This window comes from Streptomyces sp. NPDC059142, from assembly GCF_042755665.1.
Lineage (GTDB): Bacteria > Actinomycetota > Actinomycetes > Streptomycetales > Streptomycetaceae > Streptomyces.
Genome location: NZ_JBHZDA010000011.1, coordinates 20,758 through 42,523, shown reverse-complemented (window position 1 = coordinate 42,523; position 21,766 = coordinate 20,758). Strand labels below are relative to the sequence as shown.

Genomic DNA, 21,766 nt, shown 5'->3' with positions numbered 1-21,766 from the left:
CTCGTACGCGCGGTCACGCCTCTGCGCACACGTCCCGTCCATGGGCCTGGCTGGACGGGACAAGATCCATCGCGGGCGCCGCCAACGCCTCCGACCCGGAACTACGCCGCCCGCCCGCCGCCCGTACGGTCCGACCGGTGCCGGTTGGTGACCCAGTCGTCGACCAGCCTGATCCACTCCTCCGGGTCCTGAAGGGGGACGGTCTTCCCGTCCAGCCACGGAGCCGCCGTAGGGTCGGCTGTCGAGGTGAGGATCCACAGACCGCGCTGCCGCGGTCCCCCGCTCCTCACCAGGTCCGACATCCGTTGCAGGACGCCCATACCGCCGTACCGGGCCAGGACCGCCGCGTCGTGGAGCAGCAGGGGGCGGCGCCCCTCGGTAGCAGCGACGGAGTCGGAGTCGGCTTCGGAAACAGCGGCAGCGCCGGAACCCGGCGCCCGCTCCCCGGAGGTGAGCGCGGCGGTCAGTTGCTGCTCCACCTCGCGCCATGCCGCCGCCGTGTACTCGGCGAACTTCAGCGCCCCGCGTGAGCCCGGCTCGGCGATGTCCGCCTTCAGGATGGTCTCCCAGGTCGGCTTGGGGCGGGCGTCGACCAAGTGGTGCAGGGACCGGAGGTACAGCGCGCTCACGTTCAGGGGCTCGGCGGTGAACCGGCCCCGCTGTCCGCCCGGCCTGGTCAGCTCCTCCAGCGCGGGCTGGTAGCGGTCCATGCTCACGGTCAGTACCCGGAACCCGGGCCGGTCCCTGGCCACGAGCAGTTGCGTGTCCGCGCGCCTGGCGGGTTCCAGCTCCGGTTCCTGTGCGGCCCAGGGGCCCAGCCGGGTGCCGCGGGTCGTATTGCGGCGGCTCACGACGGAGGTGGGATCCCCGGAGCCCGCACCGCGCTTCGGGTAGAACTGGCCGCGCTTGGTCCTCGGGTCCGTACGCCACTGCACTTCGAAGCCGGCCTGGCGCAGGAGCTTGCCCAGCGGGTTGTAGTGGTCCGGCAGCGGTGCTCGCAGCTCGGGGAAACGGGCCCTCACCCGGTCGTGGATGTTCTCGACGGTCAGCCCCTGCTGCTGGTGGTCCGGCGCGCCGGCCAGAGGCAGGATGAGTCCGGCCTGGGTGAGGCGCAGGACTCGTACGGGCGGCAGGTCCCGGGAGTAGATCTCCAGGCGGGCGTTTGCCGCCGCGCCCCGGCCGGCGGCGGCTGCGAGCGTGACCATCCTGGCCTCGTCCAGGGCGATGCGCACATCGGGGTACTTGGCGTGGAAGGCGTCGTCGGCCGCCATCACCTGCTCCAGTACGGTGCTGGGGCTGGCCAGGGTGTCCCGGCCGGCGAGGCTCTCCGCCGCTTTGCCGAGCCGGTCCGCGTAGTCGAGCAGGGACGGACCGGAGGGGGTCTCGGGACGGTCGGTGTCCTCGTCGACCTCCAGGGCGATGAGCATGACATTGTCGCCGGTGTCGCCGTGCCGACGCCCGCGCAGCCGTCGGGGAGTCAGGGCCCAGTCGACCTCGTACGCCGCCCGGGTTGCCGCCAGGCCCAGGGCCGCGCGCACGGCGGGGTCGGCCTGCATGGTGCCGCGTTTGGCGACGAGGGTCTCGGCGAGTTCGGCAGCGGAGGCGACCCGGTCGAACGCGGTGAGTATGTCGATGACCTCGTTGCGCAGTTCGACGAGTGCCTGTTCCCGGCTCCAGCGTTTGCGCTGGTCACCGAGGATCTGGGCAATGCGGCCCTCGGTGACCTGCTCGCTGGTGAGGGGGGCGACCGACTTGTTCAATGGCCAGCTCGGCAGGTCGTCGGGGAACCTGCCCTGCTCGTCGGGCAGACGCAGCAACAACCGGGTTGCTTCGACCTCGGTGGTGTTGCGGCCCTTCGGTGCGGGCTTCGGGACGAGGAGCGTGACCAGGGCGTCCAGGCTGAGCCTGCGCAGTGGTCGCGTGCTGCCCGCTTCCTGCTGTTCCGCCTTGGCTTCCGCGACCTCGTCGGCCGAGTCTCCGCGCTCGGCCGGGGAGAGTGGGGATGGCTGCCGTGCGTGGAAGGCGAGGCGCCACTGCTTGAGCCGGGCGTTGATCTCGTCGCGGGTCCTGGCGCCGAGACCGGGCTGGTTGACCAGTCGCCGGGTGGAGTAGTCGAGCAGCGCACCGACCGTGTTCAGGTTCAGATTGTTGAGGAAGGAGACGGCCCGCTGGGAAAGGCCGGACACGGCGAGGCTGGTCTCCCTCGTCGCCTGTGCGGCGGCCTCCTCCCGCCGGGCGGTTTCGTCGGCACTCTCGTCGGCCGGCAGCTCCCCGATCGCTTCCAGGTGTTTGGAGGGGCGGCCGACCGCGGGCTGGTCGGCGAGGAGCAGGACGCGCTGCCACTCCTTCTGCATCTCCTGGAGCCCGGGGAAGCGGTGCCGGACGTCCCGGTGGAGGGCCCGCTGGAAGAATTCCACGAGGCCGTCGCGGAGGGACGGGTCGAAGGCTTCGGCGGCGATCTGCGGGCAGGGCCACTGCTTGGCGTCGGTCTGGCGCGGGATGGTCTTGCCGTCGCCCCAGATGGGCAGCTCGCCGGAAGCCATTTCGTGCAGGGTGACGGCCAGCGCGTACCGCTCTGCGTGGGCGTCGTACCGGCCCCGGGTGATGATCCCGACGAACGGGTCGAGATAGCCGTCCGTGCCCGAAGTGATCTGGTCCACCGGGGCGTTGGCGAGTGAGAAGTCGAAGAGGACCAGTTGTTTGGTGCCGTTGGGGCGGACTCGGATGGCGATGTTGTCCGGTTTGAGGTCGCGGTGCCAGACTCCCTCTCCTTCGAGGAAGTCGACGGCGGCGAACAGGTACGTGGAGTACGTCGCCAGCTGGTCCGGCAGCAGCCGTCCTTCCTCACGCAGCTGTCGTGCCACGGTGCGGTCACCCGCGTGGTCGAGGACCAGCACGGTGCGGGGGCCGATTGTGATGGGCTCGGGCAAGGCGGGCCGGATCACCTTGGAATCGTTGCGGAGCTGGGCGAGAACTCCCGACTCCCGGCGCAATACCGCTGCGTAGTCGTCCTTGCGCGCGATCTTCAGGACGACCGGGGCATTGCCGCGCTCGGTGTCCTCGGCCAGCAGAGCGCGGCTGGTCGAGCCCTGACCGAGGCTGCGCTTGATACGGAAGCGGCCACCGACCAGTTCCCCCGGGCGGGCGTCCAGCGGGTCGCTCTCCTCGACGGGGGCTGCCGCGGACTCGTCGCCGTTCTCGGTGGGCTCTGCCAGATCCAGATCGACGGAGTCGAGCATTTCCAGGAACTCGGCCACCGTACGGGTCCGGCGGGCCGGGCCGTAGGCGGTGGCGGCCTGGATGAGCTCGTCGACGTACCCGGAGAGACCGTCGACGAGGGAGGACGGTGCCAGGCCGTTCCCCTGCTCCAGCCGTGCGGTCAGGGCCGCCTGGCTCGACGCGGGCGCCTTTCCGGTGAAGAGCAGATAGCCGAGCACACCGAGTCCGAAGACGTCCAGCGCCACCGGGTCGGGGGACCTGGCCGTCAGTTCGGGTGCCAGATAGGGGTCGGCCGCTTCGGAGACGTACGCCGCAACATTGTTCGACGGGACGATCTCGTGCCCGCTCGTCAAGGAGAAGCCGGATCCGCCGGTCGCGGAGTCCGAGCCGCGGCGCACCGCCGTCTGCCACTCCGCGATCTGCAGGCGCGGATGCAGCCAGCGCTGCTCATCGCTCTCCCCTCGATGGCGAGGGCCGGGCCGTACGTGGACCGCTCGGGCGCAGAGGGTGCGATGGTAAAGCCGGTGGCGGTGGGCGTAGTTCAAGGTCTCGGCGAGATGGCGCAGTATTCCGGCGCGCTCCCGGGCACCGAGCTTGTCGCCGTACTGGACGAGGTAGTCGTCCAGGCGAAGGGTGCGTGGATCATACTCGTAGACCAGCGCGGGGCCGGCGCTGTGGCCGCTCTCGTCGAAGTTCTCCAGCGTGACGAGACCTGGGTGGGCCAGGCCTTGGAGGACTTGGGCCTCACGCTCCGCGGTGTGGCTGATGGACTCGCGCGCCTGCCGGTCCCCGCCGCGCTCACGGAGGTAGAGCCGCACCCGGCGGACCCTGCGCAGCGAGTCGTGGTGCCCGAGATAGTCGGCCCAGTTCGGTCCGGTGTCGAAGGGTTTGCGGTCCAGCCGGTACGTACCGACGTGGAACTCCGCGTCGGACCGGCCGATGCCGATGCTCTCGAAGAGCTTGCCGAGCCGTTTGGACAGCTGCGGGTCGATGCCGCCCTGCACATCGTGGGCCGGTCGCTGGATCTCGGCGAGAACGTCAGGGAGTGTGGCATGCCCGTGCTTGCCGACGACGCCGGCCAGGTCATTGGCTGCGAGGTTGATGCGCAGGCCGGGCTCGGTGAAGAAGACGAGCTCTTGGATGTAGGGAACCGGGCGGCGGATATTGGCTCGCTGCATGGCGTCCTTGAGCAGGCCCTTGAGCTCCTTGGCCTTCTGATTTGCCAGATGCCGGGGGTTGCGGAACACGCGGCGCCGGCCGTCGGACGTCGTCTGGACCCAGCTGGCGCCGGAGGAGGCGACCGCGCCCTGCCATGCCTTGAACTCGATCAGGTAGAGACCCGCGGGTGCGGCCACGAGCAGATCTACTTCACGGACGTGGCCGGTGTTCGCGGTGAAGGTGAAATTGGACCAGGCCCGGTAGGGCTCATCACCGGGCAGCCGTTCCTTGAGATACAGCAGGCCGCTGCGCTCGTGCTGGAACTGCGACTCGGTGACCGTTGTCCAGCGGCCGTCGCGCATGGTCGCAATCCTTCCCTTCCCGCGTTTGTTCTCGCCTGCCGGACCGACCGGAACGGCCAGACCCCATCCGGCCTGCGACCTGCCGGTCGATATGCAGCCCTGGCCTGTCGTCGCCTTGTCTCGGCTCAGCTCGGCTTCTCAGCGACTCAGCGTATCCGCATGCACCGACAAGAAGCCCTCGACGGCCGTGGGGCACGGGTCTCCGGTGGGCGGAAGGCAACAGGACCGTTGCTGTGACCGCCTGAGCAGGGATTCCGGACCGCTGCCATAGGCTGAGGGCATGCCGTACAAGCTCTCACAGGTAGACATCGAAGGGTATGCCTCGATCCGCTCCAGCGTGCTCACGCTCGGTGACGTCACAGTTCTGGTCGGTGCCAATGGCGCGGGCAAGAGCAATGTCGTCGGGGCCCTGGAACTGCTTGGACGGATGGCCGACGGGGAGCTGAGCCTGGAGGTCGGGCTGCGCGGCGGGGCAGGTGCCATGCAGTACGCCGGGCCACGGGCCGAGGAAGGTATTCGGCTCACGGTGTCCGCGGAACCGTACCGTTATGAGGCTCATCTCATTCCAGCCGCCAACGACTCCTTCATCTTCGCCACGGAGAAGGGGCACTTCCACGAGCGCGGCCATGGTCCTCCCTTGAACGAGAGCTTCGGGCAGGGGCACCGGGAATCCCTTCTGCGGGAGAAGGAGATGGAGCAGCTTTCCCGGCTGGCCGGTCCGATGCGCACGATCCTGGGTGGCTGCCGGGTCTTCCACTTCCAGGACACCAGCAGCAACGCGCCGGTCAAGAAGCTCGGATTCACCGCGGACAACGAGGCGCTCAGACCGGACGCGAAGAACCTCGCAGCCTTCCTCCTGCGGCTGCGTGACAGCGAGCCGAAGGCGTACCGGCGGATCGTGCGAGCGGTGCGCATGGCCGCACCGTTCTTCCGGGATTTTCTGCTGACCGAGGAGCCGGGTGGAAAGATCCGTCTGCGCTGGCTGCAGGACGGGGTCGACACGATCTTCCCTGCCGAGGCGCTGTCGGACGGAACACTTCGCTACATCTGCCTGTGCGTGCTGCTGCAGCAGCCGGATCCACCGGCGCTGCTCACCTTGGACGAACCTGAACTGGGCCTTCATCCTTATGCCGTCGTGCAGCTTGCGGACATGCTGCGCTCCATTGCGGTCCGCAGCCAGGTCGTCATCGCCACGCAGTCGGTGACGCTGCTCAACCAGTTCTCGCTGGAGGACATCGTGGTGGTGGAGCGGGAGGATGGAGCCACCGTGCTGCGCCGTCCCGATGCGGAGCAGCTGCAGGACTGGCTGGAGGACTACTCCCTCGGTGACCTGTGGGAGAAGAACGTGCTGGGCGGTCGTCCGGTCCGTGAGGTAATGAAGCGGGGACGCACGGCGTGATCACGGTGGGTGTGTTGTGCGAGGGTCAGACCGAGGAGACCATGGTCAGAGAATTCCTCGGCCCTGAACTCGAACCTGAGGGAATCTTCCTCGTACCCACCATTCTGCTGACCGGCAGTACCGCTGGCGGACCGTCCGGACGAGGCGGGGTCAGCAAGTGGTCGAAGATCGAGAAAGACCTGCGGAACCGGCTGTCGAGCACCCCGCACTGGGCTGCGGTAACCACGCTGCTCGACTACTACGGGCTCCCGCCGGACAGCCCGGGGATGGCGGATCGCCCAACGGGGTCACCACGACAGCGTGTGGAACATGTGGAGCAGCGGATCGCTGAGCGGATCAACCACCCCCGGTTCGTCCCCTATCTCGTCATGCATGAGACCGAGGCGTGGGTCTTCGCAGCCGCGGAACAGCTTGCGGAGTGGTACGAGGACCCCGCGCTGGGCGGGGAACTCCAGCGACAGGCAGACGCGGCGGGCGGCCCCGAACTGGTGAACAACGGACCGGACACCGCTCCGTCGAAGCGTCTGCAACGTTTGCTGCCGGGGTACAACAAGAGACTGGACGGACCGGTCGCGGTGACCCAACTCGGCTTGCCGGCTCTCCGAGCAGTGAGCCCACATTTCGATTCCTGGATCTGCGAACTGTTGGCGCAAGCAGAACCGAATTGAACTATCGACCTTGGTCGAAATCACCCGACCTACACAGGTTTCCCCCTCCCTGTTGCCTTCCTTTTCTACCTGAGGGCATACGTACCAACACCACTCCTTCGTCCACGAAGAAGCGCGCTGGCGCAACAGGACATCGCTCGTAACTGGCTACAGAACAACCCAGACATCTGATGCCGGCGCACCGCATCGGAACCGATCCGGCGAGGAGGTGCGATGATCGCCGCGTGACCGTCATACGCATCGGACATGTCCTGACCCTCGCCGCGGCGGCCGTGCTGGCCACCGGTTGCAGCAGCCTGGAGCGGGAACTGGAGCGCGAGATCGACCCCGCGCGGACGGCGACGGCGGAGCCCGTCGAGCCCGTGCCGGCGTCCACCACGCCCCGGACCGTACCGACCACCGCGCCCTCCGAGCCTGCCGCCCCCGCCGCCTGCCCCACGTCCGGCGTACGAGTGACACCCGGTCCGGTCCAGGGTGCGATGGGGCTGCGTGCCATGACCGTGACCCTGACCAACTGCGGTACGCGCCCGTACGAGTTGAACGGCTACCCCTCCGTCCGGGTCCTGGACGAGGAGCGCGACCCGTACGACATCGAGGTCCTCGAAGGAACGGACGCCATCCACATGGCGGGCCCCGCCCCCGACCCCGCGCCCCTGACCCTGAAGCCCGGCGAGACGGCCCGGTCGGGTCTGAGCTGGCGCATGATGTCGCCCGACACGTCGACGACCTACCTGGAGATCACCCCGGCTCCCGGGGAACGTCCCCAGACCATGGAGACCCTCGACGGCCCCCTCGACCTGACGGACTCGGGCCGGCTCGGAACGACGCCCTGGCAGAAGTCCGACTGACCCCTTGCAGCGGCGGTCCGCCCGGCAACGGGCGGCGCCGGGTGCGGGACAACGAAAAGCGCGGGTCAGTGAGACTGACCCGCGCATTTCCTGTCGGCATCCGCCCTGGTCACCTACGGATTCTCGTAGGTGCCTCGGCGAGTGCCCCCGGCAGGATTCGAACCTGCGCACACGGCTCCGGAGGCCGTTGCTCTATCCCCTGAGCTACGGGGGCGTGTTGCCGGTGTTGCTTGGCGACGAAGGAAACCCTACCAGCTTCGGTGGGGTGGCCGTGAACAGGTATGACGGGGCCGGGCCGGGGTCAGGCGGAGGCTCGCTTGGGGGCGGGGGTGGTGCGTTTGGCCGCCGTCTTCTTCCGTGTGGCCTTCTTCGCCGTCGTCTTCTTCGTGGCCGTCTTCGCGGGCGTCTTCTTGGCCGCCGCCTTGGACGTCGTCTTCTTCGGCGCCGGTTCCTTCGCCGGGGTGCTCCCGGCCGTCGCGCCGGCCTTGCGCCGCCTCGCCGGGAGGTCCGTCACCTCGGCCACCTGTTTGTCGTCGCCCCGTGCCTCCTTCGCCGCGCGCACGCTGTTCTCCAGCGCCGCCATCAGGTCGAGGACACGGCCGCCCCCGGCCTCCGCCGACTCGCGCTCGGGGGGCGGGGCGCCCTCCGCCTTCGCCGCGATCATCTCCTCGACCGCCTCGCGGTAGTCGTCGTGCAGCGAGTCGAGGTCGACCGAGCCCAGGGTGTCCATCAGGGCGTCGGCCAGGTCGAGTTCGGCGTCGCGTACGGTGACCTCGGTCTCCGGGGCGACGCCTTCGGGCGTACGGATCTCGTCCGGCCAGAGCAGACCGTGCATGGCGATCACGTCGCCGACCACCCGCAGCATTCCCAGCCGCTCCCGGCCCCGCAGCGCGAATTTGGCGACGGCGACCTTCTGGCTGCGCTTCAGCGCCTCGCGGAGCAGCGTGTACGGCTTGGCGGCCGGGACGCCGCTCGCGGAGAGGTAGTACGCCGCGTCCATCTGGAGCGGGTCGATCGAGGACGCCGGGACGAACGCCACGATCTCGATCGTCTTCGCCGTCGGCAGCGGCAGCCCGGCCAGGTCGTCGTCCGTGATCGGGATCATGGTGCCGGTCGCGTCCTCGTACGCCTTGCCGATGTCGGACGTCGCCACCTCTTCCTGGTCCAGCTCACAGACCTTCCGGTAGCGGATCCGGCCGCCGTCCGCCTTGTGGATCTGGCGGAAGGAGATGGAGTGGTTCTCGGTGGCGTTCACCAGCTTGATCGGGATGCTGACCAGCCCGAAGGAGATAGCGCCGTTCCATATGGATCGCAAGGTTCCGCACCTTTCATCCAGGAAGAGGGAGTAAGCGGAGTTTCCTGATGAATGTATGGGATTCTCATCTTATGACGCCTGTCACCGAGGTGGAGGGGCGGCGCCTGGCCCTGAGCAATCTGGACAAGGTCCTGTACGCGGCCACCGGCACCACCAAGGGCGAGGTCCTGCACTATTACGCCCGTACGGCGGCCCCTCTGCTGGCCCATCTCGCGGACCGTCCCGTCTCCTTCCTCCGCTATCCGGACGGCCCCGACGGGCAGCTCTTCTTCACCAAGAACCCGCCGCCCGGCACCCCCTCCTGGGTGCGGATCGCCGACGTACCCCGCAGAACGGCCGACACCGGGAAACAGGTGGTGGTGGAGGGGCTGGCGGCGCTGATGTGGGCGGCGAACCTCGTCGTGGAGTTCCATACGCACCAGTGGCGGGCCGAGGCTCCCGAACGCGCCGACCGGCTGATCCTCGACCTCGACCCCGGGGCGCCCGCGACCTCCGTCGAGTGCTGCGCGGTGGCGCTCTGGCTGCGCGGGCGGCTGCGCGAGGACGGGCTCACCGCGTACGCGAAGACCTCCGGCGCCAAGGGGCTCCATTTGCTCGTCCCGCTGGTGCCGGCGCCCTCGGCGGAGGTCTCCGCGTACGCGAAGGGCCTCGCCGTCGAGGCCGAGGAGGCCATGCCGGATCTGGTGGTGCACCGGATGCGCCGGGCGCTGCGGCCGGGGAAGGTCTTCGTCGACCACAGCCAGAACGCCGCCGCGAAGACGACGGCGGCGCCCTACACGGTGCGGGCGCGCCGGGAGCCGACCGTGTCCACACCGCTGACCTGGGAGGAGGTCGAGCGGTGCACGGCCGCCCCGGAGCTGGTCTTCGGGCTGGACGACATCGCCGCGCGGCTGGAGCGGTACGGGGACCTGCTGGGGCCGCTGGCCGCCGGGGAGGGCGCCGGGACGCTGCCCGGGAACCGCACCCCCTAAGCTCCCGGCCGCCTGGCCTTCCGGGCTCCCGGACTCCCGGACTCCCGGGCTCCCGCAGGTCGCCCTACGCGCGGTGCCAGGTGTGGCGGTTTCTGGCCGTCGCGTACAGCGCCTCGATGTCGGCCGGTTTCAGTACGCCGCCCACCGACGCCAGCGCCGCGATGTCCGTCTCGCGCAGGACCCGCACGTCCGGCGGGGCCGGCAGGGCGCTGTGCGGGTGCGTCCCGGCCAGCGCCAGGACGGGGCGCACGGCCGTCGCCAGCGCGAGCGAGGCGCGTTCGGCGTCGCGGCGGGCCCAGCGCAGGTGCGGGAGCGGGGCGCCGCGCCCCGTGGCGACCAGGGGGTCGGCCACCCGGACGCGGTGCCCGCCGGCCGCGAGAGTCCGTACGGTCAGGACGCCGGCCGGGCCGATCGCCAGGTGGTCGATACGGGCGGCGCCCGGCAGCGGGATCGAGTGGAGGATCCGCCAGCCCGCGCCCTCCAGGGCGTCGAGCGCGGCGCCGAGGAGCTGCTGGGCCGCCAGCTCCGTACGGCGCGGGTCCCGGCGGCGCCGCAGGGCCGCCAGGGCCGGGAGCCTCGGCCCCGGGGCGGGTTCCTCGTGGTCCAGGGCGGCGTGCAGCGCCTCGCCGGGCCGGTTGGGCGCCAGGTCGTCGTCGGGGTGGAGCGAGAGCCGGTCGAGTTCGGCCGGGGTCGGTACGGGCGCCGGTCCCACGGTCACCTCGCCCGCGAGGTACGGCGCCAGCGCGGCCAGCACGTCGTCGCGGGCCGCGCCGGTGAGCAGATTGATCCGGCCGGTGCTCTTGTCGTACCAGGCGACGGCCATACCGTCCCGTCTGCTGACGTAGAGCCGGTCCCGGCCCCGCCGGTAGCCCGGTGTGACGCGTAAGCGAGTCATACGCCCCCCTCCCCGGCACCATGGGAACAGCCGCCGCGCCGACCGGGCAAGAGCGCGCGAGAGGCCCGGTCGGCCCGGACCGGCCGGTGTCGGTGGCGTACGGCACACTCTCCTCGAACACTCTCGGCCATTCTCAGGTTCGGTCATTCCCGGAGAAGGAGACGACTCATGATCATCTTTGGCACCAAGGGGTACCTCTACCAACTGGCGATACTGACGCTGGTCTGCGGTCACTGCGGGAACCCGTCGGCGCACACCCTCAGGAAGCGCGTCACCAAGTTCACGCTCTTCTTCATCCCGCTGTTCCCGTTCTCCACCAAGTTCGCGACACAGTGCACGTTCTGCGGCATGGAGCAGCAGATCTCCAAGGAGCAGGCCGACCAGCTCCTCGCCCAGAGCGCGGCGCACGGCGCGGGGGCACCGCAGTACGGACAGCCCGGTCAGCCCGGCGGCGCGCCCGCCCACGGACAGCCGCAGCAGCCCGGACCGTACGGACAGCCGGGTCAGCCCGGACCCTCCGGGCAGGGGAATCCTTATCAGCGGTGAAACGGGGCTATCGCCCCATAAGGTGATGGAACGACTGATCGTTCCAGGAGCGCCGTGCACCCTCGTCGCGTCACCGCAGCCACCACAGTCACCGCAGTCACCACAGCAACTCCGGTCACCCTCGTCACCGCCGCCGTCACCCGCGCGCTGGCCGCGACCGCCGCGCTGGCCCTCACCCTCTGCGCGTGCGGTGACGAGAGCGGTCTGAGGAGCGCGGGCCGCACCCCCGCCGCCGTCGGCCCCGTGACCCTCTGGCCCGGCCTGCCCTCCCTCTCACCGTCCCCTCTCGACCTGGGCGAGAGCGACCGGCGGCGCGTCCCCGGCATCGAGGCCGCCCCCGACTCCCTCGGCGCCCTGGACCCGGTCGCCGTCGTCCGCGCGGAGACCGCCGGCCGGCCCGCCGACGACCTCGGCCTCGACGGGCTCCCCCGCGCCACGACCGCCGCGCTCGCGCACTGCGCGAGGGGCGGGCAGCGGCGCCCCGGCGCAGCCGCCGCCTGCCCGGTCCTGCGGGCGTACCACCACGATCTGACCGGCGACGGCAGGAACGAACTGATCGTCGGCGTCCGCCTCCCCGACCGGCAGCTCTCCGTCCGCTGCTACCTGGCCGAGAACGGCGGGCTGACCCGCATCATGTCCACCTCCGACCCGGTCACGGGCGTCGAGCTGGCGGGACACGATCTGATCCTGCGGGTCGTCGCGGGCGACCTTCCCGGGTACGCGTACCGCACCACCTGGTCGTGGGACCGCCGGCAGGGGACGATGCTGCCGACCCGCGACGAGATCGTCCCGGACACCGTGGCCGGCCCGGGTGCCTCCGCTCCGGCGCGCCGCCCCACCGCCGTACCGCGGGTACGGAGCACGGCGTGAGGACGGGGCTCCGGGCGCCCGCCTGGACCGCGACCCTCGCCTGGAAGGCCGCCGTCTTCATCGCGGTGATGTGCTGCGCGCTCGCCGCGCTCCTCGGCGTCCTCGTCCATGTCTCCGTCACCCGCCAGACCGTCGACGCGGCCCGCGCGAAGGCGCTCTCCCGGCTGACCGACGTCGTCAGGACCTACGAGGCGGGCGGCCCGCTCCCCCGGTTCGCCGGGGTGGACGCCCCCGGTCTGCCGGAGCCGCTGCGCGCGCTCGCCGAGGGCGGGCGGCGCGGCACGATGGTCGCCGACTTCCGCGGCCGGCCCACCATGTGGGCCGCCGGGCCCGCCGACGGTCACGCGCTCGCCGCCCGGGTCGACTACTCCCTCAGCCGGTCCACCATCACCCACCTGGACCGGTCGATCCTCGGTTCGTCCGTGCTGGCGATCGGCGCGACGCTCCTCGTCGGCGCGTTCGCCGTCACCCGGGTGACCCGGCGGCTGCATCTCACGGCGCAGGTGGCGCGCCGGATCAGCGCGGGCGATCTGGACGCGCGCGTCAACGACCCCCGTACGCGGACCGGTACGGCGACGGGGTCCCCGCGCGCCCGGGACGAGGTCGCCACGGTCTCCGGCGCGCTGGACACCATGGCCGCCACGCTCCAGGGGAAGCTGCTGAGCGAGCAGCGGTTCACCGCCGATGTGGCGCACGAGCTGCGGACGCCGCTGACCGGTCTGTCGGCCGCCGCCGAGCTGCTGCCCGAGGGCCGGCCCACCGAGATGGTGCGGGACCGGGTCCGCGCGATGCGCACGCTGACCGAGGACCTGCTGGAGATCTCGCGGCTCGACGCCCGTACGGAGACGGTCGACCTGGCGGTCCACGCGCTGGGGCCGCTGGTCGAGCGGGTGGTGCGGGCGGCGGCGCACACCGTGCCCGGCACCACCCCCGCCACCACCGGGCTACGGATCGTCAGGGACGCCTCCGTCGAGACGGACCGGCGGCGGCTGGAGCGGGTCCTCGGCAACCTCGTCGCCAACGCGCACCGGCACGGACGCGCCCCGGTCACCCTGACCGTGGACGGTCCCGTCGTGACCGTACGCGATCACGGTGCGGGCTATCCGGCCTATCTGCTGGAGCACGGGCCGCAGCGTTTCCGTACCGAGGGCAGCGGCGTCGGACACGGCCTCGGGCTGACCATCGCCGCCGGACAGGCCGCGGTGATCGGGGCCGAGCTGGTCCTCCGCAACGCCCCGGACGGCGGCGCGCTGGCGCGGATCACGCTTCCGGTGTACGAAGCGCCGCCCGGCACCCCACCACTTGAAGGTTTCTGACGGTTTGTGCCGTATTGCGGACCTTGGACGGCGGCTCTAGCGTGACCACACGAGCCGCCTGCCGGAATCACCGGCTCCGCGTCCCCTTCAGGTCCGATCAGCCGGATCGGTTCGGTCGATCCGGTCGGTTCAGCCCGTCCGGCCGGTTCAGCCCGTCCGGTCGGTTCAGCCGATCCGATCAGATCGGTCCGTTCGACCAGGTTCAAGGAGTCACCATGTCCCCGCGTTCCCTCGGCCGTACCGCCGTCGCACTCCTCGTCACCACCGTCACCGCCGCGACCCTCGCGGCCACCGCCGCCGTACCCGCCGCCGCGCGCACGGCCGGTGACGAGCCGGCAGCCACCGCGCCGGCCGCCGCCGACGCGCCCCGCGCCGTCCCCGGCCGGTACCGGGGCGAGGTCGTCGCCAAGACCGGGCTCATCCTCCGCGACAAGCCGACCCGCGCCAGCCGGGACATCGGTGAACTCCCCTACGGGGCCATCGTGCGGATCTTCTGCAAGGTGGAGGGCGGCTCCGTGGACGGCAACGACCACTGGTACCTCCTCGCCGACGGCAGCTACGCCTGGGCCTCCGCCCGCTACATCCGCAGCCTCGACGAGATCCCGCACTGGTGCTGACGGTCCGCCCGGAGAGGCGGCGTGCCCTGCATGACTCCGCATAAGCGGACATAAGGCGCGCCGCCTTGCTACGTTGCGGGGCATGACCGCAACGAGGGCGGACGCTCCGCCGCCCGAGCCACGTCTCCCCCGGCGCCGCGGCGTCGAACTCTCCCTCCTGCTCAGCGCCGTCCTCATCTCCGTCTTCGGTTATGTCGCCGTCGGCCTCGGCAAGGACCACGCCGTCCCCCCGGACGCGCTCGGCTACGGCGCCGGCCTCGGCGTGCTCGCGCTCCTCGCGCATCTCGCCGTCCGGCTGCGCGCCCCGTACGCGGATCCGCTGCTGCTCCCCATCGCGATGCTGCTGAACGGGCTCGGCCTCGTCCTGATCTACCGGCTCGACCTGGAGACCCCGGACGACCGGGCCGCGCCCACCCAACTCGTCTGGTCCACCCTGGGCGTGGCGCTGTTCATCGCCGTCGTCGTGTTCCTGCGCGACCACCGGGTGCTGGCGCGGTACGCGTATCTCTCCGTCGCCACCGCGCTCGTCCTGCTGGTGGTGCCGATCGCCTTCCCCGCCGTGAACGGGGCGAAGATCTGGATCAGGTTGGGCGGATTTTCCTTTCAGCCCGGCGAGTTCGCGAAGATCCTGCTCGCCGTCTTCTTCGCCGCGTATCTCGCCGCGAACCGCAACGCCCTGACGTACACGGGCCGGAGGTTCCAGTTGCCCATGGGGCGGGTCCTCGGCCCCCTGGTGGCGATCTGGCTGCTCAGTGTGCTGGTCCTCGTCCTCGAACGGGATCTGGGCACCTCGCTGCTCTTCTTCGGGCTGTTCGTGGTGATGCTGTACGTCGCGACCGGGCGCACCGGCTGGATCGCCGCCGGGCTGCTGCTCGCCGCGGTCGGCGCCTACGCGGTCGGCTCCCTCGAACCGCATGTGCACAGCCGCGTACAGGACTGGCTCCACCCGTTCGCGTCCATCGCGGCGGGCCAGGGCCCCGGTCAGCTCGCCCAGTCGCTCTTCGCGTTCGCCGCGGGCGGGATGTTCGGTACGGGGCTCGGGCTCGGCCGGTCCATCCTGATCGGCTTCGCCGCCAAGTCGGACTTCATCCTGGCGACGGCGGGCGAGGAGCTGGGGCTGGTCGGGCTGACGGCCCTCTTCCTGCTGTACGCGCTGCTCGTGGCCCGCGGTTTCCGCACCGGACTGGCGCTGCGCGACCCGTTCGGCCGTCTGCTCGCCATCGGCCTCTCCTCGATCCTGGGCCTCCAGGTCTTCGTCATCGCGGGCGGGGTGATGGGGCTGATCCCGCTGACGGGGATGGCGATGCCGTTCCTGGCGCAGGGCGGCTCGTCCGTCGTCACCAACTGGATCATCATCGCGCTGCTGATGCGGCTCAGCGACCCGGCCCGCAGACCGGAGCCGGAGCCGGGTCCTGAGCCGGGTCCTGAGCCGGAACCCGCGCCCTTCCCGGACCCGGCCTTCGAAGGACCGCGATGACCCGCTGCATCCGCTGGATTGCCGCCTTCTTCCTGCTCCTCCTCGCGGCGCTGCTCGTCAACGCGGCGAGGATCCAGGTCGTCGACGCGGACTCCCTCGACCGCAACCCCGCCAACCGCCGGGACACCGTGGCCCGCTACGCGCAGCAGCGCGGCGACATCCTCGTCGACGGACGGACCGTCACCGGCTCCCGGGACACCGGGCAGCATCTGCGCTACGAGCGCACGTACCTCCAGGGCCCGCTGTACGCGCCCGTCACCGGCTACGCCTCCCAGACGTACGGCACGACCCTCCTGGAGAACGCCGAGGACCCCATCCTCTCCGGTACGAGTCCGATGCTCGCCCCGTTCCCCTTCTGGAACGACCTCACGCGCGGCCGGCAGCCCGGCGGCGATGTCGCCACCACGGTGAAGGCGTCGATGCAGCGCGCCGCGTACGAAGGGCTCGCGGGGCGGCGGGGCGCGGTCGCGGCGGTCGAGCCGTTCAGCGGGCGGATCCTGGCGCTGGTCAGCAGCCCGTCGTACGACCCGGGGGTGCTCTCGGGCACGGGCGGGGACGTGGCGGACGCGTGGGCCCGGCTGAACGGCGAGCGCGCGCAGCCGATGCTCGACCGGGCCATCCGGCAGACCTATCCGCCCGGCTCCACCTTCAAGATCGTGACGGCGGCGGCGGCGCTGGACTCCGGGACGGTCGAGGACCCGGACGCGCCGACCGACATCGCGGAGCCGTATGTCCTGCCGGGCACGGACACCACGCTCCCCAACGAGGCGGAGGGGTGCGACCGGGCGTCGCTGGCGTACGCGATCCAGTGGTCCTGCAACACGGTGATGGCCGGGCTCGGGGTGCGGACCGGGCAGTCCGCCATGCTGGAGACGGTACGGAAGTTCGGCTTCAACGACACCGGGATCAGGATCCCCTCGGGGGTCGCCGCCTCGAACTTCGACACCCGGATGAGCGGGGACCAGCTCGCGCTGTCCTCGATCGGGCAGTTCGACACCCGGGCCACACCGCTCCAGATGGCGATGGTCGCGTCGGCGGTCGCGAACGGCGGCGACCTCAAGTACCCGTACCTGGTGGACCGGACGCTCACCTCGGACGGCTCCGTCGTCTCCCGTACGGGACAGCGTTCGTACGCCCGCGCGATGAACCCGCTCACGGCGCAGCGGCTGCGGACGATGATGATCGACACGGTGGAGGACGGCACGGCGTCGAACGCGGCGATCGACGGGGCGACGGTCGGCGGGAAGACCGGGACGGCGCAGCACGGCGTGGACAACACCGGTACGCCATACGCCTGGTTCATCGCCTGGGCCCAGTCGGGCACCTCGGGCCGGCCGGCGGTCGCGGTGGCGGTGGTCGTGGAGGACGCGGAGGCGAACCGGGCGGACATCAGCGGCGGGGGCGACGCGGCGCCGATCGCGCGGGCGGTGATGGCGGCGGCGCTGCGAGACTAGGGGCCGTGGTGGACCCGGGGGCTCACGGAGCCGGGGGCATAGACCCGGGGGACTCATGGAGCCCGGGGATTCATGGAGTCGGCGGTTTCATGTACCCGGGGGACTCATGGAGCTGGGGGGTGCCCCTATGGGTTTCGTCAAGGGAATCGGGCTGCGTTTCGGTGAGTGGCAAGACAGCATGGCGTGATGCCTGACCTGCTGTGGGATGACGTGAAGAGCTTCTTTGCTCCCGACCTGATGGGGTCACTTCCGGACGTCCGCGTCCCGGATACCTCGGTGGAGGACTGGCAGGCAGTGCTTGATCTCGTTCGGTCGCAGGGGTGGTCGTGCGAGTACTCCGAGGATGGTGTTGCGGTCCGGCTGCCGAGAGCTGCGGACATGCTGGCCCGCGGCGAGGGTGCCGACGTGTTGCTGAGGGTCTGGCCGGTCCCTGGATTCCTAGTGATCTTTCGGGCGTATGAGGCTGGCTCGGTCGACTTCGACGTTGATCTGCGGGAGTTGCAGGGGCAGGACGGCGTGGATGTGCTGTGCCGTCTGCTGCGGGCAATAGGGCGTCGGCTCGGCAAGCCGGTGTTGCTGAGCCCGGAGTCTGATCCACTCCACCCGGTTCTCGGCTTCGACGTCGGGGCCGACCGTGTGGTGCTGCTGGGTGACCCGCAGGTCATGTGACGGCCGCTTGCTGCGGCTCGTAGAAGGTGCCGTCGCGGAGCATCGCGAAGAGCACGTCGGCTCGTCGTCTCGCGAGGCAGAGAAGGGCTTGAGTGTGGTGCTTGCCCTGCTTGATCTTCTTGTCGTAGTAGGTGCGGGAGGCGGGATCGGCCAGGGCGGCGAACGCGGAGAGGAAGAACGCCCGTTTGAGCTGCTTGTTTCCGCGGCGGGAGGGTTGTTCTCCGCGGATCGAGGAGCCCGAGCTGCGGGTGGCCGGGGCGAGGCCGGCATAGGAGGCGAGGTGGGCGGCGCTCGGGAACGCGCTGCCGTCGCCGACGTCGATGAGGATCCTGGCTCCGGTCCTGACGCCGATCCCCGGCATGGACGTCAGGACCTTGGAAAGAGGGTGGGCATCCAGCAGTTCCTCGATCCTGGTGGCCAGGAGTTTGCGCTGGTCGAGGACGGCGCTGAGGGAAGTGGCGAGGCTGGGCACGATGAGTGCGGCCGCATCGGTGCCGGGAACGATGACGGTCTGCTCGTCCAGAGCGGTGAAAATGTCCTCAACCAGGCGCTCGGCCATCCGCGGGGCCTTCGGACGTATGAGGGTGATCAGCCGTCGGCGTCCGGCCTTGCGTATCTGGGCCGGGGATCCGAACCGTTCCAGTAGCGTCAGGACGGCAGGGTGCTGGATGCGCGGGCCCACAACTCGCTCCAGGTGCGGGTGGATCTGGGTCAGCAGCCCGCGGAGCCGGTTCGCGACCCGGGTTGCCTCACCCGCGAGGTCGTCGTCGAAGCCCACGATCATCTCCAGTTCGGCGATGGTCTCGTCTTCGAGCTCGAGGGCGCGGAGGGTGTGCGGCATCGCCCGGGCCGCGTCCGCGATGATGAACGAGTCCCTCGCATCGGTCTTGGCCTCGCCGGGATAGAGATCGGCGATCCGCCGCATCGTCAGCCCTGGCAGGTAGGCGACCTTGCAGCCCGCGTCGCGGGCCACGGCCAGTGGCAGGGCGCCGATGGAGGCGGGCTGGTCGACCACGACGAGCACGGTGCCGTGCTTCGCGATCAGCTTGGCAAACACCTCGCGGAGCTTGGGTTCGCTGTTGGGCAGCCGCTTGTCGAGGGCCTTCTTCCCGGCCGGGGTCAGCGCCGTGGCGTGGTGTTCGCCCTTGCCGACGTCCAGGCCGAGGAAGGCGCCGATGTCACTGGTGTCGATCACGTGCACTCTCCGGTCGTACGTCCCCGGCCTTACCTGCGGCACCAGCTGCCGGCATCCACATTACGAAGAGCCTCCCAACTTCCCGAAGGAGTCGGTGGTCATGCCCCTAATCAGCGGTCTACCAGTGCCTCCGGGAGCGGTGACACCACCCCCCGGATCATGCGAACTACAGGGGGGAGCAGTCATGCCGTCCCGGAGGCCGGGCACCCCATTGCGGGGCTGATCAAGAAGGTAATGGGGGACTCATGGGCGAGGCACCGGAGCCTGTCGCGGAATCGCTCGCGCGGATCGGGCGGCGCGATCCCGCGCTGCACGCCTTCCTCGACGTCTGGGCCGAGGAGGCCGGGGAACGGGCCGCCCGGGTGGACCGCGCGCTGCCGCTCGCGGGCACGCCGTTCGCGGTGAAGGGGCCGTCCGGGATCCGGTCGTACGCGGCGGGGCGGCTGATCGCGGCGGGCGCGGTGCCGGTCGGTTCGACGGCGGTGCCGGGGCCGGGCACGTACTGGCAGACCTGGGGTCAGGGGCGGCACGGCCGGACGGTCAACCCGTACCGCGCGGACCGTACCCCCGGCGGCTCCTCGGCGGGTTCCGCCGTGGCGGTCGCGGCGGGCATGGTGCCGCTGGCGACGGGGAGCGACGGCGCCGGTTCCGTGCGGATCCCGGCCGCGTGGTGCGGGGTCTTCGGGCTGAAGACGACGAACGGTCTGCTGCCCTCGCCGGACCGTACGGGGCTGGCCTCGGCGGGTGTCCTCACGGATACGGCGGCGCGGGCCCGGGGGTGTCTGCGGTGGATCCTGGACGGCCTCGGGGAGGCGCCGGCCGACGGCCTCGCGGACGTCCCGGCCACCCTGCCCGTACCGGCGGTGTACTCGCCGGATCTGGGCTTCGCGGAGGTGGACCCGCAGGTCGCGGCGGTGGTCCGGGCGGCCGTGGAACGGCTGGAGACGGCCGGGGTGATACGGCTCGACCGGCGCCGCCGGCCGTTCGCGCTGCTCGATCCGTGCGAGACGTGGAAGGCGATACGGGGCGGCGCGCGGCCCGAGGTGCCGGGTGAACGGGCGGCGGCGGGAGGGGCGGTGGAGGTGCGGGCGGAGAACGACCGCCGTCTGGACGCCCTGTTCGCCCGTACGCCGCTGCTGCTCACCCCCGCCACCCCGAACCGCCCGCATGGCCACGAGGGCCCGGGTGAGCTGTACTCCACGGCGCTGACCTGGGCGTTCAACGTGAGCGGGCATCCGGCGGCCAGCATCCCCGCCGGGTTCACGGCGGACGGCTGCCCGGTGGGGCTGCAACTGGTCACGGAGCGGCGGACGGAGGCGGCCCTCCTCGACATCGCCGTCGCGGCGGAGGCGGCGCTGCTCGCCCGAACCGGGGCACCGGCTACGCCAGTGGCTCGCACCGCTCCCGCCACTGCGCCGGTACCGAACCCGTCCCCGTACGGGCCGCGACGATGCCGCCCGTGATGGCGCAGGTCGTGTCGGTGTCGCCGAAGCCCTCCGCCGTGGACCAGAGCGCGGCCGTCAGGTCGTCGCGGTGGCGGGCCGCCGTCCACACGGCGAAGGGAACGGTGTCGTCGGCGCGGATCCGCCACCCGCTGCCGAGGAGTTCCGCCGCCTCCCGGGGCGCGGTGGTGAAGGGCAGCGCCGCCGCGCGGGCCAGCCCGTCCCGTACCGGACCCTCCGGGGTGGCGCGGGCGACGGCCGCGACGGTGAGTTCGGACCGTACGGACAGGGCCGCCGCCACGGCGACCGCCACCGCGCCCGCGATGCCCTGCGGGTGGGAGTGGGTCACCTCGGCGGACCGGACGGCCTGACGCGTGACCTCGGCGAGGTCGTCCGCGAACCGGGCGCCGAGCGGCGCCACGCGCATCGCCGCGCCGTTGCCGAGGCTGCCGCCCTCGAAGAGGCCGGGCGCCAGCGTGCGCCAGTCCTGCGGCCGTTCGAGGAGGGCGGGCAGCAGCATGTGCATGCCGTGGCCGTAGCCCCGGCCCGCGTCCGCCTCGTACCCGAGGGCGAACGCCGAGGCCAGCCGGTCCTGTTCGACGGTGCCGTGCTCGTCCAGGACACGGTGGAGGGCGAGGGCCATGGCGGTGTCGTCCGTCCAGGGCCACTCCAGCTCCGGGGGTGTGACCCGGGCCGCGATCTCCTCCAACGCCCGGTCGTGGTCGCGGAAGAGAGGGAACCAGCGTTCTCCGAAGGCATCGCCCAGAGCGAGCCCTTCGAGGCTGCGGCGGGCGGCTTCGCGGTCGGCACCTGTTCGTGGGGCGGTCATACGCACCATGGTGCCGCGCGGCGGTGTTTCTTCGGGCTTTTATTCGTTATGGGGGCGCACAGGCACCGATTTCGTCGTTCCGGCGGACGATCTCACGGTCCGTGGGCCGCACTGCGGTGAGCCGCATGCCCATGACGGCGTGGACGGGGATCTCGCGGCGCTCGCGATGCTCCTGGAGGAGCCGGGGCCGGAGCCGGAGCCGGTGGCGGCGCTGCCGCTCGCTTTCACGCGCGCGCTCCGAATCCACCGGGGCGGTCGGCGTGCAAGGGATCGGCATCCAGGGATTGACGCCCTTACTGACAAGTAGTCTCATAAGAGGTGACCGCCGGTAACACCAGCCAGCCGTGACCGTGAGGTGCGCCCGCCATGACCCCAGTGACCGAACGCGACGTGCAGCTCCTCCGCGATGCACTCGGCCCGGGGCCCCGCCCCCCCAAAGTGGGCGCGCGGCGGCGCCAATACACCCCCCAACCAACCCTACGCCCCCCCACGGGACGCGGCAGGGTGGCCCCCCCC

The 21,766-nt window shown here is 71.1% G+C and carries 17 protein-coding genes and 1 tRNA gene; 12 read left to right on the top strand and 6 right to left on the bottom strand.

Going from position 1 to position 21,766, the window contains the following annotated elements; all coding sequences use genetic code 11:
- Positions 1–101: 101 nt before the first annotated feature.
- Positions 102–4,739 (bottom strand): BREX system serine/threonine kinase PglW, encoded by a 4,638-nt coding sequence (gene pglW / locus ACFXPK_RS06580; protein WP_385072369.1) that lies wholly within the window; start codon positions 4,737–4,739, stop codon positions 102–104.
- Positions 4,740–5,019: 280 nt separating this feature from the next.
- Here pglW and ACFXPK_RS06575 point away from each other — a divergent pair, with 280 nt between their 5' ends.
- From ACFXPK_RS06575 to ACFXPK_RS06565, 3 genes are all read left to right on the top strand, one after another.
- The gene (locus ACFXPK_RS06575; protein ID WP_385072366.1) at positions 5,020–6,138 is read left to right on the top strand and encodes an AAA family ATPase; all 1,119 of its coding nucleotides are present in this window, start codon (positions 5,020–5,022) and stop codon (positions 6,136–6,138) included.
- Positions 6,135–6,806 carry a DUF4276 family protein gene (locus ACFXPK_RS06570; protein WP_385072363.1) on the top strand — a complete coding sequence of 224 codons (672 nt, stop codon included), beginning with the start codon at positions 6,135–6,137 and terminating at the stop codon, positions 6,804–6,806. The genes ACFXPK_RS06575 and ACFXPK_RS06570 overlap by 4 nt, the downstream gene beginning before the upstream one ends.
- A 224-nt stretch (positions 6,807–7,030) precedes the next feature.
- On the top strand, positions 7,031–7,654 hold the full coding sequence (locus ACFXPK_RS06565) for a DUF4232 domain-containing protein (RefSeq protein WP_385072360.1): 624 nt from the start codon (positions 7,031–7,033) through the stop codon (positions 7,652–7,654).
- A gap of 142 nt (positions 7,655–7,796) precedes the next feature.
- Here ACFXPK_RS06565 and ACFXPK_RS06560 read toward each other — a convergent pair.
- Positions 7,797–7,868 (bottom strand) — tRNA-Arg (locus ACFXPK_RS06560).
- A gap of 87 nt (positions 7,869–7,955) precedes the next feature.
- The gene (locus ACFXPK_RS06555; RefSeq protein WP_385072358.1) at positions 7,956–8,969 is read right to left on the bottom strand and encodes a Ku protein; all 1,014 of its coding nucleotides are present in this window, start codon (positions 8,967–8,969) and stop codon (positions 7,956–7,958) included.
- 71 nt (positions 8,970–9,040) lie between these two features.
- Between ACFXPK_RS06555 and ligD the strand changes: the two genes are divergently transcribed.
- Complete coding sequence (ligD, locus tag ACFXPK_RS06550; RefSeq protein WP_385072355.1) at positions 9,041–9,940, top strand: non-homologous end-joining DNA ligase; 900 nt, start codon at positions 9,041–9,043, stop codon at positions 9,938–9,940.
- Positions 9,941–10,004: 64 nt separating this feature from the next.
- On the opposite strand, the gene ACFXPK_RS06545 is transcribed toward ligD, so the two are convergent.
- On the bottom strand, positions 10,005–10,835 hold the full coding sequence (locus ACFXPK_RS06545) for a nuclease-related domain-containing protein (protein ID WP_385072352.1): 831 nt from the start codon (positions 10,833–10,835) through the stop codon (positions 10,005–10,007).
- Between the two features lie 168 nt (positions 10,836–11,003).
- On the opposite strand from ACFXPK_RS06545, the gene ACFXPK_RS06540 reads away from it, so the two are divergent.
- The 7 genes from ACFXPK_RS06540 to ACFXPK_RS06510 all read left to right on the top strand — a co-directional run bounded on the left by ACFXPK_RS06540 (position 11,004) and on the right by ACFXPK_RS06510 (position 17,784).
- The gene (locus tag ACFXPK_RS06540) at positions 11,004–11,381 is read left to right on the top strand and encodes a zinc-ribbon domain-containing protein (RefSeq protein WP_385072349.1); all 378 of its coding nucleotides are present in this window, start codon (positions 11,004–11,006) and stop codon (positions 11,379–11,381) included.
- Positions 11,382–11,435: 54 nt separating this feature from the next.
- Positions 11,436–12,251, top strand: a complete 816-nt coding sequence (locus ACFXPK_RS06535; RefSeq protein ID WP_385072346.1) for a hypothetical protein — start codon at positions 11,436–11,438, stop codon at positions 12,249–12,251.
- 68 nt (positions 12,252–12,319) lie between these two features.
- A complete protein-coding gene (locus tag ACFXPK_RS06530; protein WP_385072489.1) occupies positions 12,320–13,567 on the top strand; it encodes an ATP-binding protein in 1,248 nt (415 codons plus the stop codon).
- Positions 13,568–13,782: 215 nt separating this feature from the next.
- A complete protein-coding gene (locus ACFXPK_RS06525; protein WP_384991378.1) occupies positions 13,783–14,184 on the top strand; it encodes an SH3 domain-containing protein in 402 nt (133 codons plus the stop codon).
- A gap of 82 nt (positions 14,185–14,266) precedes the next feature.
- Positions 14,267–15,661: an FtsW/RodA/SpoVE family cell cycle protein gene (locus tag ACFXPK_RS06520; RefSeq protein WP_385072342.1), complete on the top strand. Its 1,395-nt coding sequence runs from the start codon at positions 14,267–14,269 to the stop codon at positions 15,659–15,661.
- Entirely contained in the window at positions 15,658–17,115 is a 1,458-nt protein-coding gene (locus ACFXPK_RS06515) for a penicillin-binding transpeptidase domain-containing protein (protein WP_384991373.1), read from the top strand. The genes ACFXPK_RS06520 and ACFXPK_RS06515 overlap by 4 nt, the downstream gene beginning before the upstream one ends.
- 186 nt (positions 17,116–17,301) lie before the next feature.
- Positions 17,302–17,784, top strand: coding sequence for a hypothetical protein (locus tag ACFXPK_RS06510; protein ID WP_385072339.1), 483 nt, complete (start codon positions 17,302–17,304; stop codon positions 17,782–17,784).
- Here ACFXPK_RS06510 and ACFXPK_RS06505 read toward each other — a convergent pair.
- A complete protein-coding gene (locus tag ACFXPK_RS06505; protein WP_385072336.1) occupies positions 17,777–18,979 on the bottom strand; it encodes an IS110 family transposase in 1,203 nt (400 codons plus the stop codon). The two genes, ACFXPK_RS06510 and ACFXPK_RS06505, sit on opposite strands and share 8 nt — an antisense overlap.
- A gap of 245 nt (positions 18,980–19,224) precedes the next feature.
- On the opposite strand from ACFXPK_RS06505, the gene ACFXPK_RS06500 reads away from it, so the two are divergent.
- Positions 19,225–20,442, top strand: a complete 1,218-nt coding sequence (locus tag ACFXPK_RS06500; protein WP_385072333.1) for an amidase family protein — start codon at positions 19,225–19,227, stop codon at positions 20,440–20,442.
- Here ACFXPK_RS06500 and ACFXPK_RS06495 read toward each other — a convergent pair.
- Positions 20,360–21,259 carry an ADP-ribosylglycohydrolase family protein gene (locus ACFXPK_RS06495; RefSeq protein WP_385072330.1) on the bottom strand — a complete coding sequence of 300 codons (900 nt, stop codon included), beginning with the start codon at positions 21,257–21,259 and terminating at the stop codon, positions 20,360–20,362. The two genes, ACFXPK_RS06500 and ACFXPK_RS06495, sit on opposite strands and share 83 nt — an antisense overlap.
- Positions 21,260–21,766: the final 507 nt, after the last annotated feature.

Bases quoted from the DNA above. Each gene is read 5' to 3' on its own strand.
- pglW (WP_385072369.1), bottom strand. From the start codon at position 4,739: ATGCGCGACGGCCGCTGGACAACGGTCACCGAGTCGCAGTTCCAGCAC.
- ACFXPK_RS06575 (WP_385072366.1), top strand. From the start codon at position 5,020: ATGCCGTACAAGCTCTCACAGGTAGACATCGAAGGGTATGCCTCGATC.
- ligD (WP_385072355.1), top strand. From the start codon at position 9,041: ATGACGCCTGTCACCGAGGTGGAGGGGCGGCGCCTGGCCCTGAGCAAT.
- ACFXPK_RS06545 (WP_385072352.1), bottom strand. From the start codon at position 10,835: ATGACTCGCTTACGCGTCACACCGGGCTACCGGCGGGGCCGGGACCGG.
- ACFXPK_RS06540 (WP_385072349.1), top strand. From the start codon at position 11,004: ATGATCATCTTTGGCACCAAGGGGTACCTCTACCAACTGGCGATACTG.
- ACFXPK_RS06530 (WP_385072489.1), top strand. From the start codon at position 12,320: ATGTGCTGCGCGCTCGCCGCGCTCCTCGGCGTCCTCGTCCATGTCTCC.
- ACFXPK_RS06525 (WP_384991378.1), top strand. From the start codon at position 13,783: ATGTCCCCGCGTTCCCTCGGCCGTACCGCCGTCGCACTCCTCGTCACC.
- ACFXPK_RS06520 (WP_385072342.1), top strand. From the start codon at position 14,267: ATGACCGCAACGAGGGCGGACGCTCCGCCGCCCGAGCCACGTCTCCCC.
- ACFXPK_RS06515 (WP_384991373.1), top strand. From the start codon at position 15,658: ATGACCCGCTGCATCCGCTGGATTGCCGCCTTCTTCCTGCTCCTCCTC.
- ACFXPK_RS06510 (WP_385072339.1), top strand. From the start codon at position 17,302: ATGCCTGACCTGCTGTGGGATGACGTGAAGAGCTTCTTTGCTCCCGAC.
- ACFXPK_RS06500 (WP_385072333.1), top strand. From the start codon at position 19,225: ATGGGCGAGGCACCGGAGCCTGTCGCGGAATCGCTCGCGCGGATCGGG.
- ACFXPK_RS06495 (WP_385072330.1), bottom strand. From the start codon at position 21,259: ATGGTGCGTATGACCGCCCCACGAACAGGTGCCGACCGCGAAGCCGCC.